This is a genomic window from Blautia sp. DFI.1.216 (genome assembly GCF_020594215.1).
GTDB lineage: Bacteria > Bacillota > Clostridia > Lachnospirales > Lachnospiraceae > Blautia_A > Blautia_A wexlerae.
In genome coordinates this window covers 25,135-37,757 of record NZ_JAJDML010000026.1, presented here as the reverse complement: position 1 = coordinate 37,757, position 12,623 = coordinate 25,135, and the positions used below count along the sequence as shown (strand labels likewise).

General features: G+C 41.2%; 9 protein-coding genes and 2 pseudogenes. 8 read left to right on the top strand and 3 right to left on the bottom strand.

The window, feature by feature from the left end; all coding sequences use genetic code 11:
• Positions 1 to 5: 5 nt before the first annotated feature.
• A complete protein-coding gene (locus tag LJE11_RS11295; RefSeq protein ID WP_055053737.1) occupies positions 6 to 1,088 on the top strand; it encodes a cob(I)yrinic acid a,c-diamide adenosyltransferase in 1,083 nt (360 codons plus the stop codon).
• A gap of 119 nt (positions 1,089 to 1,207) precedes the next feature.
• Here the strand turns inward: LJE11_RS11295 and LJE11_RS11290 are convergent, their stop codons facing one another.
• Both LJE11_RS11290 and LJE11_RS20385 read right to left on the bottom strand, forming a co-directional pair.
• A complete protein-coding gene (locus LJE11_RS11290) occupies positions 1,208 to 2,056 on the bottom strand; it encodes an AraC family transcriptional regulator (RefSeq protein WP_008705564.1) in 849 nt (282 codons plus the stop codon).
• 229 nt (positions 2,057 to 2,285) lie between these two features.
• A pseudogene (locus LJE11_RS20385) lies at positions 2,286 to 2,438 on the bottom strand (DUF6783 domain-containing protein).
• Here LJE11_RS20385 and LJE11_RS20380 point away from each other — a divergent pair.
• A pseudogene (locus tag LJE11_RS20380) lies at positions 2,397 to 2,501 on the top strand (DUF6783 domain-containing protein); the annotation flags it as partial. The pseudogenes LJE11_RS20385 and LJE11_RS20380 sit on opposite strands and share 42 nt — an antisense overlap.
• Positions 2,502 to 2,544: 43 nt before the next feature.
• Complete coding sequence (locus LJE11_RS11285; RefSeq protein WP_008705563.1) at positions 2,545 to 4,341, top strand: L-fucose isomerase; 1,797 nt, start codon at positions 2,545 to 2,547, stop codon at positions 4,339 to 4,341.
• Positions 4,342 to 4,636: 295 nt separating this feature from the next.
• Here the strand turns inward: LJE11_RS11285 and LJE11_RS11280 are convergent, their stop codons facing one another.
• A complete protein-coding gene (locus tag LJE11_RS11280) occupies positions 4,637 to 5,080 on the bottom strand; it encodes an RbsD/FucU family protein (protein ID WP_008708382.1) in 444 nt (147 codons plus the stop codon).
• Between the two features lie 455 nt (positions 5,081 to 5,535).
• On the opposite strand from LJE11_RS11280, the gene LJE11_RS11275 reads away from it, so the two are divergent.
• The 5 genes from LJE11_RS11275 (at position 5,536) to LJE11_RS11255 (ending at position 12,615) form a co-directional block, all read left to right on the top strand.
• Positions 5,536 to 7,155, top strand: a complete 1,620-nt coding sequence (locus tag LJE11_RS11275) for a response regulator (RefSeq protein WP_008705562.1) — start codon at positions 5,536 to 5,538, stop codon at positions 7,153 to 7,155.
• Complete coding sequence (locus LJE11_RS11270; protein WP_008705561.1) at positions 7,152 to 8,957, top strand: sensor histidine kinase; 1,806 nt, start codon at positions 7,152 to 7,154, stop codon at positions 8,955 to 8,957. Before LJE11_RS11275 ends, LJE11_RS11270 begins: the two co-directional genes overlap by 4 nt.
• On the top strand, positions 8,944 to 9,921 hold the full coding sequence (locus LJE11_RS11265; protein ID WP_008705560.1) for a substrate-binding domain-containing protein: 978 nt from the start codon (positions 8,944 to 8,946) through the stop codon (positions 9,919 to 9,921). The genes LJE11_RS11270 and LJE11_RS11265 overlap by 14 nt, the downstream gene beginning before the upstream one ends.
• Positions 9,922 to 10,105: 184 nt before the next feature.
• Positions 10,106 to 11,083: an ABC transporter permease gene (locus LJE11_RS11260; RefSeq protein ID WP_008705559.1), complete on the top strand. Its 978-nt coding sequence runs from the start codon at positions 10,106 to 10,108 to the stop codon at positions 11,081 to 11,083.
• 20 nt (positions 11,084 to 11,103) lie between these two features.
• Positions 11,104 to 12,615 carry a sugar ABC transporter ATP-binding protein gene (locus LJE11_RS11255; protein ID WP_008705558.1) on the top strand — a complete coding sequence of 504 codons (1,512 nt, stop codon included), beginning with the start codon at positions 11,104 to 11,106 and terminating at the stop codon, positions 12,613 to 12,615.
• The last annotated feature ends 8 nt before the right edge of the window (positions 12,616 to 12,623 follow it).

The window sequence follows — 12,623 nt, the reverse complement described above, 5'->3', positions numbered from 1 at the left end:
AAGAGATGAGTATTTATACAAAAAGAGGAGACAGAGGAATTACAGATATGGCTCATGCCGGTAATATTTCCAAGTCTGATGACCGTATCCGCCTTATGGGTGAGGCTGATGAACTGAATAGTCATATTGAACTTGTAAAAAGTATGCTCCGTCAGTCAGAAATACTTCAGCTTCTTGAACGTATTCAAAAGAATCTTGATCTGATCGCAGCGGGAGTCAGTAACCCATATGATCGTGACTGTAAAGTCAGTGAAAAGGAAACAGCAGTGTTGGAGGCGGAAACAGATAAACTGGAAGCACTGTGCGAAAAGCCTGTTCCGGAGAAGCTTACAGGAAAGAGCCGACTGGCTGCAGAGATAGATATTGCACGTACTGTTGCCAGAAGAACAGAGCGCTGCCTTGCACAGGTCAGCGTGAAGTTTGGCGCAGATACAGAGAGTAAGAGATTTCTTAACCGCCTTTCGGATTATCTGTATATTTTGGCGAGATATATAGAGTATTACTCTGATCTTTCAGTGGAACTGTCTGATGATCATGCGGGTGCATTGGCGAAAACGTCTGATAATAATACAGATGCATTGCCGGAACCGTCCGACAGTAATACAGATGTATTAAAAAAGACGGCAGATATCAATGAAGCCGTCATCCAGGAGGTTCTTAAACGAATGGGAATTCAGAGCAGGATAACATTGGATACAGCGAAGAAACTGATCGAGAGACTGGAGCAGGAAGCTGTGCGCAGAGGGCAGCGTGCGGTAATCGCGGTCTGCAATCCGGAAGGAAATCCGGTTGCGGTCCATGTGATGGATGGAGCATTCCTTGTAAGCTTCGATGTGGCAATGAAGAAAGCCTATACTGCAGTGGCAGTGAAGATGTCTACAATGGAACTTTCGAAGATCGCACAGCCCGGAGGAACCTTTTATGGCGTTGACAAGCTGGATGGTGGAAAAATCGTTATTTTCGGCGGCGGTATTCCGCTGAAGTCCGGAAATACAATTATCGGTGGACTTGGAATCAGCGGCGGTACAGGAGAAGAAGACCATAGTCTGGCAGAGTATGGTCAGTCTGTGTTAAATGAAATATTGTAAGATGGATGACAACTATTTGGCAGTCCGCTGTTGAAGGCACCAGACAGTTGCGAAGGAGTATTAAAAAGATCAGAACAGTTTTGAAGAGAGCTGTTCTGGTCTTTTTGCGATGTACTGATTTATCTTCGTTTATATTTCCCGGGAGTCATGCCCTTATATTTCTTAAAGGTACGTATAAAATAACTCAGATCATTAAATCCGTTCCTGTAAGCAATTTCTGTGATTGAATCATCAGTAGCCGCCAGTTGTAAACAGGCTTCTTCAATTCTTTGTCTGTTCAGATAATCCACAGGAGTCTGATGGGTCATTTCCGAAAAGAACCTGCAGAAATATTTCGGTGACATAGAGACAGAAGCAGACAGTTCCTGAAGTGTGATAGGATTGGCATAATTTTTTTCGATAAATTCCAGAACCTGCTTCAACTGGAGAATACGTTTATAGTCTCTGCGCGTTCGGGTAGGATTTTCGATAAAGTAATGATTACTGAAAATCAAACCAAAAAAGTGGTAAAATTGTCCAAATACAGTCAGCTCATATCCGGTATCTTTTTCATACATGGCATCAAACAGAACAGAAATACAGTTCAGAATCTGTGGATGTTCATCTGAAAAATGTGGAAAAAGCATTGTTTCCTGATGCAGGATTTTCTGGATATATTCTCCGCATACAGGATTGTTTTTCAAAAAAGTGTTCATATCAAAAACAATGCACTGATATACACAATCATGGGGAATTCCTGAATGAAGGATTCCACTATGTACAAAAATGACATCATTCTTAACTGCTGTAAAACTTTTTTCGTCTAAAGTGACAGTAAGAGAACCTTCCAGAATACGAATTATTTCATATTCCACATGCCAGTGATAAGACATGACATATCTGGGATGTGTATGATCGATGTGATGAAACTCAAATGGAAACTCATAAGTGCCTCTTGGACGGTCTTCATTATGGTCTAAATCATGCAAAAGAACTTTCCTCCTTACAAAATTTACAGAAATTTTATGATTAAAACAGAAAAAGTGAATATTGTACTGTTTTTTGCTATTATAACACAAGTAATTTTCTGAATGCAATTATATAATAGATATCAGTAACAAAGTTAAGTGGTCAGGCTGCTGTGAACGGAGTGAACAGTGGTTATCGGGCTACTTGGCACAACAGGTGTAGAGGTTATTATTTTTGTTATATTTGCAGTCAGAAGATGCTGCGAAAAGTGAAAATGTAATCTTGGGGGTTAGAGCGTGTCTGAAAAATCATTCCCGCAATCTGCACGCCCCACTTTGCGGGATATTTCACCCGAATTCAGTTGCCGTAGCCCGCTACGGCGCCCTCATCCGGGCAAAATATCCCACAAATTGTGACGCACATCTTGCAGAAAGCCTTTTTCAGACACGCTCTAGCAGGAAATGATCCTGCGGGAATATTACAATAATTTATCAGGAGGTATTTTATTATGGCAAAGAGCAGATTAATTGGCAGCTATCCGGTAATTGGTATCAGACCTACTATCGATGGTCGTAGAGGAGCACTGGATGTTCGTGGATCTCTGGAAGATCAGACAATGAATATGGCGAAATCAGCTGCTAAATTATTTGAAGAGAATTTAAGATATTCCAACGGTGAACCGGTTAAAGTTGTAATCGCTGATACAACCATCGGACGTGTTGGCGAGAGCGCTGCATGTGCAGATAAATTCCGTAAAGAAGGCGTAGATATCACTCTTACAGTTACACCATGCTGGTGCTACGGCGCTGAGACAATGGATATGGATCCACAGACGATCAAAGCTGTATGGGGATTCAACGGAACAGAAAGACCTGGTGCTGTATACCTTGCATCTGTACTTGCAACACATGCACAGAAAGGACTTCCGGCATTCGGTATCTATGGACATGATGTTCAGGAAGCTGATGACACATCTATTCCGGAAGACGTTAAAGAAAAACTGTTAAGATTCGGCCGCGCAGCAGTTGCAGCAGCATCCATGAGAGGAAAATCCTATCTGCAGATCGGTTCTGTAACAATGGGTATCGGTGGATCTATCATTGATTCCGATTTCATCGAATCTTATCTTGGAATGAGAGTTGAGTCTGTTGATGAGGTAGAGATCATCCGTCGTATGACAGAAGGTATCTATGATCACGCAGAATTTGATAAAGCTCTGAAATGGGCAAAAGAAACCTGTAAGATCGGCTGGGATAAGAACCCTGAAGAACTTCAGTTCTCAGCTGAAAAGAAAGAAGAGCAGTTCGAGTTTGTTGTTAAGATGGCAGTTATCATCAAAGAACTGATGAACGGCTGTGACAACCTTGATCCTAAATTCTCCGAAGAAGCAATCGGACACAATGCTCTGGCAGCCGGTTTCCAGGGACAGAGACAGTGGACAGATTTCTATCCGAACGGTGACTTTGCAGAAGCTATGCTGAACACCTCCTTTGACTGGAACGGAGCACGTGAACCATACATCCTGGCTACAGAGAACGATGTTCTTAACGGACTTGGAATGCTGTTCATGAAACTTCTTACAAACAGAGCACAGATTTTCGCTGATGTTCGTACATACTGGAGCCCGGAGGCTGTTAAGAAAGCTACAGGATATGACCTTGAGGGCGTAGCAAAAGAAGCCGGCGGTTTCCTTCACCTGATCAACTCCGGTGCTGCCTGCCTTGATGCTAACGGAGAAGCAAAAGAAGCTGATGGAACAGCTGTTATGAAACAGTGGTGGGATATCACAGAAGAAGACCAGAAAGCAATCATGGAAAACACAGAATGGTGTATGGCTGACAACGGATATTTCCGTGGAGGCGGATACTCCAGCCGTTATGAAACACGTGCCCAGATGCCTGCAACAATGATCCGTCTGAACCTTGTAAAAGGACTTGGACCGGTTCTGCAAATCGCTGAAGGATGGACAGTAGCTCTTCCTGAAGAAGTATCTGACAAGCTGTGGAAACGTACAGACTATACATGGCCATGTACATGGTTTGCTCCAAGATGCGATGGCAAAGAAGGACCGTTCAAGACAGCTTATGATGTAATGAACAACTGGGGTGCAAACCATGGAGCAATCTCCTACGGACACATTGGTGCAGATCTTATCACAATGTGCTCTATGCTGAGAATTCCTGTATCCATGCACAATGTTCCTGAGAAAGATATCTATCGTCCGGCAGCATGGAATGCATTTGGAATGGATAAAGAAGGTGCAGATTTCAGAGCATGCAAGAATTATGGACCTCTTTACAAATAATAAATAAAACCAATATGTAAGAATGTATATCGGCCGCCCGGAGTTGGAGATGATCTGACTTTGGGCGGCTGTTTGTATCAGGGGGAATCAAAAAAACAAACTGATATCTGTGTGTACAGATACCAGCCTGTTGTATATATATGTATGTGTGATGTGTGTATAATGTGTAAAAATGATATTTGGCATGAATATGCCAAAATCCCGAGACATACAAGTCAAAATTCCATTGCCGCAGGCAATCTGGAATGAATTTTGGCTACGTTACTGTGAACAGTAACGAAAAGATAAAGCAAAGTCAGTTGTTGATTACAACACCTTTCTGAAGCATTATATTTGCATACAGAGCTTTTTCGCTTGTGGAAATAATGCAATATGCAGTTTTGGCTTCTTCATAGAAAGCGAAACGTTCAATATTTCCAACCGCTTTATCGCCGCGCTCGTCATATTTGGCAACGATTTCTTTATATGTATCCCAGATTGGTGTTTCTACATTATCGCCAGGCATAACTTCCATGAGATTTACAGGATGCTCTACATAAGTATCCAGTGGAAACAGTTTGAGGATTGCATCCAGGATTTCCGGTACACCATGTCCGTCACAGCGGATAGTGATGGCATTCTTTCCCATAGATTCAACAGGGAAGTTACCGTCTGCGATAACAAGACGATCGCTGTGTCCCATTTCACATAAAACTTTTAATAATTCCGGTGATAAAATTTCAGGAATTCCCTTTAACATAATTCGTATTCTCCTTTCAAAATTCTGAAAATCATTGTAAACAGTTTAATGAAAAAAATCAGATTATTCAAGGCAATATTTTACGCAAAAAGAGTAAATTTTTATAGTTTACAGCGGAGGAAACAGTAACACACGGAGTTGTATGAAATGCACAAAAAATATATTGAAAAATTGAAAAAATAGTATAAATATGCTATTATCATTATAGCGAATCAAGCGGATATTTGAAATTTACTTTGCTGTTTGCTCATAACCGAATAGCTGCCTGGCAGAGGACTTACCTGATTCGGTTAAATAAGTAAAAGGATGTAGTAGTTTTAAGCCAAAATTCCATTGCCGCAGGCAATCTGGAATGAATTTTGGCTAAGTTAGTGTGAACGGAGTGAACAGTAACATTTTTATTTGGGTTATCAGGCAGGGGATGATGCCTGATCTTATGGGGGATAAAATTTAATATGTACAAAATATTATTGGTAGACGACGAAATCCTGGTCAGGGATGCAATCAGGGAGAACATTGACTGGAAAAGCCTGGACTGTGAGCTTGTGGGGGATTGTGAGAATGGCAGACAGGCAGTGGAATTTGTGCAGAGCCACAAGGTGGATGTTGTATTGACAGATATCTGTATGCCTTATATGGATGGTATGGAACTGAGCGAGTTTCTTCATGATAATTATCCGGATATTCTTATTGTTATATTCAGCGGTTTTGGGGAATTTGAATATGCGAAGAAAGCAATCCGTTATAATGTAAGTGAATATATGCTCAAACCTGTCACAGCAATGGAACTGACAAAAGTGCTCCGGAATATGAAAGAAAAGCTGGATTCCAGAAAAAAAGAACAGAAAAAAATGGAATCCCTGTCGCAGACTTCAAAGGATTATCACAAGAATGTGGATGTCATCCGATCGAAAGCACTGGAGACTCTTGTAAATTGTACAAGAGATGTACAGGTAAGTCTTCTAGAACTGAAAAAGCTGGGGATCAGCTTTGACTGTTCTAGCTACAGAGTAGCTGTTTTTGATATGGACACTTACTCAGAAATGTATCAGGTAGATATGCATAAACAGCAGGAAAGCGCACTGATGTCCTTTGTACTTTTTAATATAGGAAATGAAATTGTTACCAGAGAGAATGCAGGTGTTGCTTATCAGGAAGGCAGCAATCGGGTATGCATTATATTTACAGGATGCAGATCCAGAGAATTCGGAGACAAAATACATAGTATCTGTCAGGAAATCCAGCAGAAAGTAAAAGAAGTGATTGGGATTGAAACTTCTATAGGAATCGGAAGCTGGGTGAGATCACCTCAGGAACTGGTCTATTCCTATAAGCTTGCTGAGAAAGCCATTGGCTATCGGTATCTGCTGGGAGGCAGCCTCCTTTTGGATATGGAAGAAAAGAAAACGGACAACAGTATTAATCTTATAAAATCTCTGGAAACACTGACAGAAGAGATAAAGGTCGGAAACAGGCAGAAAGTGACAGAAATCCTGGAGCAGATCGAGCATGAGATCAAAGGGGCACTGGTGGAGAAAAGCTATGCCTGCATTTATCTTCAGCAGGTGATACGTGCCATCGGAAATACCTGCCAGTCCCTGAGTGATGATCCGGAAAAGATCATTGCTCAGAGAGAGAAGCTTCTGAAAGAAGTTTCTCAGGCAAAAACCTTTGATAAAGCAGTGACATTGGTGAAGGAGTATGCTGAAGGAGTATTTGAATCACTTCAGGATCTGAATAGTTCCAGCGGCCAGAGGCAGGGAATGATGGCTATGGATTATATCCGGAAAAATTATATGGATCCGGATCTGAGTCTGAACAGTATCTGTTCTTATCTGAATATCAGTACCAGCTATTTCAGTACTATTTTTAAGGAGATGACAGGGGAAACATTTGTCGAATCACTTACCAGGATCAGAATGGAGAAGGCGAAGGAACTCCTAGAGAATACAACTCTGAAGAATTATGAGATTGCGGAAAAAGTAGGATTTTCAGATCCACACTATTTCGGAATTTCATTTAAGAAGATGACAGGAAAAACACCTACCGAATATGCAAGGGAGAAACGCCGATGAAGATTTCTTCAAAATTTAAGAGTATTCAGAGTTCTATTTTCTGTGCGGTGTCGATCCTGGTATTAAGTGCTGTGCTGGTTGTGACAGTGGTATCTCTGAGATATACGAATTCATCTATTTATGAAAATTCTGTCATGTATACACAGACGATCATCAAACAGCTGAATCAGAATATAGATTCGTATATCAGTTATATGGATAATATTGCGTCAGTGATCGCGCAAAGCGGTGATGCTTATAAATATCTGTACAGTGAAAAAGGATATGGAGCCACAAAGGATGAAAATTACAGTGAATACAGACAGCGTCTTGTGGAACAGTTTAAAACAATCCTGAAGGGCAGGGCGGATATCAGAAATATCGGGATTGTCAGAGAGGATAAGAACTCTCCATCTCTGTTTGACAATGGATTATCTGTGAGAAATACATATGTAGATCTTAATACACAGCCATGGTATGCAGATGCAGTCGGAAAATATGACCGGTATAATCTGACATCATCTCATGTGCAGAATGTGATAAAGGGAGAAAGACCATGGGTCATCACACTCAGCAGAGGAATCCGCAATTATACAGGAACAGAAGCAGAGGATGGAGTAGTTTTTCTGGATCTGAATTACAGTGCGATCAGTGAACTCTGTGCACAGAGCAGCATGGGAGATAAAGGATATGTTTTTATTCTTGATCAGAATGGAAATATCGTTTATCATCCACAACAGCAGCAGTTATATAATGAACTGCAGACAGAGAACATTTCACTTGTTATGAATGCAAAATCAGATATTGTTACTGTCGGAAAGGGAGATGACGAGAAAATTTATGCACTGTCCCATTCTGATATCACAGGATGGACTATTGTGGGATGCATGAATATGTCTGAACTTTTACGAAACAGCAGACAGACAAGAAGTATTTATGTGCTGGTAGCAGTGGGGCTGATCATAGTTGCTCTTCTGATTTCCAGCCTGATTGCCAGAAATATTACGCTGCCGATCCAGAAGCTTCGCGATTCCATGAAAAGTGTGCAGAAAGGAAATTTTGATATTGAAGATATAGAGGTTATTTCCGACAATGAAATAGGAAGTCTTACCAGATCTTTTAATGTGATGACGCACAGGATACGGGAATTAATGGAGCAGAATGTAAAGGAGCAGGAGCAGAAGAGAAAAATAGAACTGAAAGCCCTGCAGTCGCAGATCAATCCACATTTTCTGTATAATACGCTGGATTCTATTATCTGGATGGCTGAAGGAAAGAAGAATGAGGAAGTGGTGATAATGACGGCTTCTCTGGCGCGACTGCTCAGACAGAGTATCAGCAATGAGGATGAGCTTGTAACAGTCGGACAGGAGATTGAATATGTCAGAAGTTACCTCACGATCCAGAAGATGCGCTACAAGGATAAGCTGGAATTTGAGATAAAGGCAGATCCATCCATTACACAGGTACCTATCATTCGTCTGGTATTGCAGCCGCTCGTGGAGAATGCAATTTATCATGGCTTAAAATATAAAGACAGTAAAGGACTGTTGACAGTACATGGATATATGAAAGGTGAGAATGCAGTAATCGATATTACGGACGATGGTGTGGGAATGGATGAGGAAACCCTGAAACATATTTATGATAAGCATAAGGTGAATTACCGTTCCAATGGAGTTGGGGTGTACAATGTGCAGCAGCGTCTGGTTTTATATTATGGAAAAGATTATGGCATTATCTATCACAGTGAAAAAGGAAAGGGAACCACAGCATCTGTTGTAATTCCCGGAATACAGGAGGAATCCCATGAAAAGTCATAAAAAAGAGATTATAACAGTTGCAATCCTTATGGCGGCAGCAGTGGTGATTTTTGCCGGAATCCTGAAACCGGAGGCAACACAGACAAAAAAATGCTCCCTCATTTATATTCCAAAGATTAGGGATAATACCAATGATTTCTGGACTTCGGTAATATCCGGCTGTAAGATGGCGGCAGAGGAATATGAATCTGACCTTGAAATCCTGGCTCCGGATAAAGAAGAGAATATAGAAGAACAGAATAAACTTCTGAAAAAAGCCATTGAGCAGAAACCGGATGCGATTCTGTTTTCCCCTTCCAGCATGGATTCATCAGACGAACTTCTGAAGGAAGCAAAAGAAAAAGGAATCCGTATTACCTATATTGATTCCTATACAAAAGAAAAACTGCAGGATCTCACAGTTGCCACAGATAATGTGAATGCGGGCAGGATGTTAGGAGAGTATGCCAGAAAATTAATCGATAAAGATTCAAAGATAGCCATTGTCAGCCATGTAAAAGGTGTTTCTACAGCTGTGGAGAGAGAACAGGGATTCAGGGAAGGCCTTGGTGACTATGCTGATAACATAGTAGATATTGTCTACTGTAACTCACTCTATGAGAAATCCTATGAACTGGCGCAGGAACTGATGAGGAAATATCCGGATCTGGAACTGATTGCAGGAATGAACGAATATTCTGCAGTTGGTGTGGGAAGAGCAGTCAGTGATGCAGGAGCGAAAGATAAGATCGCAGTAGTTGGTGTGGACTGTTCTCAGGAGGCCATCAATCTTATGGAAATGGGCGTTTATAAGGGAATTATTGTGCAGAAAGCATTCCGGATGGGGTATATCGGAGTGGAAGAAACCATTCATATGCTTAACGGGGATGCAGTAGAGAAGAATATTGATTCAGGATGTGAGCTGGTTACGCCGGAGAATATGTATAACAGTGATATTGAACGGCTGATCTTCCCGTTTAGCTGACTGACGCGTTGAAACGACTGCGTAATATAAGGATAAAAGAAGCAAAAAGGTTAAATATTTCCGGATGAAAAAAAGGAAATATTTAACCTTTTTTTGGAAGATATTTCATTACAATTATCCGACTGGTAAGGTAAGATATAGAAAACAAAGAGAGATACGAAATAACGTAAGGAGGGTGAAAAACTTGGAAAAGTTGAAACAAAATCCAATTGTGAAGAAACTCGGTCTGAACAGAATCCTGTTAGCATGTATTCTGGTTCTTATGTTCGTAGTCTTCAAAGTAGTTCTGGGAAGTAAGTTCCCTGTAGGTGACAGTATCAAATCTACTTTGAACTATGTATACTTCCTGGGCTTTCTGTCACTTGGAGTAACATTTGTAATTGCCACTGGAGGAATCGATTTCTCCATTGGACCGGTAATGTTCTGCTGTGCCCTGATCTCAGGTTACTGCATGACATCTTATCATGTACCTTGTGCAGCAGCAATGGTGATCTGTATCTTGATCGGATTTGCATTTGGCGTGTTTAATGGCTGGATGGTATCTTATATGTCAGTTCCGCCATTTATCATTTCCATGGCATCTATGAACATTGCAAAAGGTATTGCATCTGTATTTACAAAGACACAGTCCGTCAGCTGGCCGCTGGGAAGTGATCCTGTAAACGGATGGTTCAGAAATCTTATCTCCTATAAGGGATTCCCTGTAGGACTTGTGATTTTCCTGGCAGCAGCAGTGATCTGTGGGATTATTCTTTATAACACAAAACCGGGACGTTATATCCTTTGTCTTGGTTCTAACAGCGAAGCAGTAAGACTCAGCGGTGTTAATACAAAAAAATGGAGAATGCTTGCTTATGTGATCTGCGGTGTTCTTGTAGGAATCGGAGCAATTTTCTTTGTTGGCGCTTATACAACTGTTCAGCCTGGATACGGCGATCAGTACAACAATGAAGCGATTGCAGGCTGTGTAATGGGTGGTACATCCATGGTTGGCGGACTTGCTTCTATCGGCGGTACAGTCATCGGTGTATTTATCATTTCTCTTCTTCAGCAGGGTATCATGGCATTTGGTCTTGGTAAAGGTCAGCAGATGATCATCACAGGACTTATCGTAATTGTAGCAGTTTATGTCGACGTTTCTGCAAGACGCAGAAAGAACTGATCGGAAGGGAGGATGTAACAATGGGTGAAGTTATTTTGACTATGAAGGACATTGATAAGTCCTTTCCTGGAGTTCATGCTCTGGATCACGTTAATTTTGAAGTGAAACGCGGCGAAGTACATGCTCTTATGGGAGAAAACGGTGCCGGAAAGTCTACATTGATGAAAGTTCTTACCGGTATTTATCAGAAAGATTCAGGATCCATTACCTATAAAGGAAAGGAAACTGAATTCCATAACACAAGAGAAGCGCAGGATGCAGGTGTTGTAATCGTGCATCAGGAGCTGAACATGGTAGGTGATCTTACCGTAGCTCAGAATATTTTTATCGGACGTGAACCAAAGAAAGGGTTCAGCATTGATGATAAGAAAATGATCGAAGATTCCAAAAAACTCTTTCAAGAACTGAACATTGAAATCAATCCAAAAGAAAAGATGAACAATCTTACCGTCGGAAAACAGCAGATGTGTGAGATCGCAAAGGCTATTTCCCACAAAGCAGAGGTTATTATCTTTGATGAGCCGTCAGCAGCACTGACAGAGAAAGAGATTGCAGACTTATTCGAGATTATCCGTGATCTTCGTAAGAAAGGTCTTGGAATCGTTTATATTTCCCACCGTATGGATGAGATTAAAACGATCACTGACAGAGTAACAGTCATGCGAGATGGTGGTTATGTAGGAACGCTGATCACAGCAGACAGTACAAAAGAAGACATCATCAACATGATGGTTGGACGTGTCATTTATGAAGATCCTAAGGAACACAGCATGGTTGCACCGGATGCACCTGTTGTTCTTAAGGTAGAGAACCTGAATGCAGGTAAGATGGTTCAGAATGTAAGCTTTGAACTTCGCAAAGGTGAGATTCTTGGTTTCTCAGGACTGATGGGAGCCGGACGTACTGAGACAGCAAGAGCACTGTTTGGTGCTGACCCGAAACAGAGTGGAAAGATCTCTATAAGGGGAAAAGACGGACAGCTTCGCGAGGTAACTATCAACAGTCCTCAGGATGCAGTTAAATATGGTATTGGTTATCTGTCAGAGGACAGAAGAAGATATGGTTGTGTCGTACAGAAATCTGTAACAGAGAATACTACGCTGGCAACCATGGAAGAATTTACCAGTGGTATCTTCATTAATAAATCAAAAGAAAAAGAGGTTTCAGAGAAATACGTTAAAGAGCTGGCAACCAAAACTCCAAACTGCGAGCAGCTGGTAGTCAATCTTTCCGGTGGTAACCAGCAGAAGGTCGTTATCGCAAAATGGCTGACACGAGACAGTGAGATTCTTATTTTTGATGAGCCGACCAGAGGTATTGATGTTGGTGCCAAGAATGAAATTTACAAGTTAATGAACAGACTGGCTGCAGAAGGTAAATCTATTATCATGATTTCTTCTGAAATGACAGAAGTTCTCCGTATGAGTGACCGTATTATCGTTATGTGTGAAGGTAAGATTACAGGAAATATTGATATTTCCGAAGCTACACAGGAACACATTATGAATCATGCAACACGGAACATCAATTAAGGAGGAAA

What these genes read in the sequence shown, in the direction of transcription:
- LJE11_RS11265 (WP_008705560.1), top strand. Translation starts at nt 8,944, where the DNA reads ATGAAAAGTCATAAAAAAGAGATTATAACAGTTGCAATCCTTATGGCG.
- LJE11_RS11255 (WP_008705558.1), top strand. Translation starts at nt 11,104, where the DNA reads ATGGGTGAAGTTATTTTGACTATGAAGGACATTGATAAGTCCTTTCCT.
- LJE11_RS11295 (WP_055053737.1), top strand. Translation starts at nt 6, where the DNA reads ATGAGTATTTATACAAAAAGAGGAGACAGAGGAATTACAGATATGGCT.
- LJE11_RS11285 (WP_008705563.1), top strand. Translation starts at nt 2,545, where the DNA reads ATGGCAAAGAGCAGATTAATTGGCAGCTATCCGGTAATTGGTATCAGA.
- LJE11_RS11275 (WP_008705562.1), top strand. Translation starts at nt 5,536, where the DNA reads ATGTACAAAATATTATTGGTAGACGACGAAATCCTGGTCAGGGATGCA.
- LJE11_RS11270 (WP_008705561.1), top strand. Translation starts at nt 7,152, where the DNA reads ATGAAGATTTCTTCAAAATTTAAGAGTATTCAGAGTTCTATTTTCTGT.
- LJE11_RS11280 (WP_008708382.1), bottom strand. Translation starts at nt 5,080, where the DNA reads ATGTTAAAGGGAATTCCTGAAATTTTATCACCGGAATTATTAAAAGTT.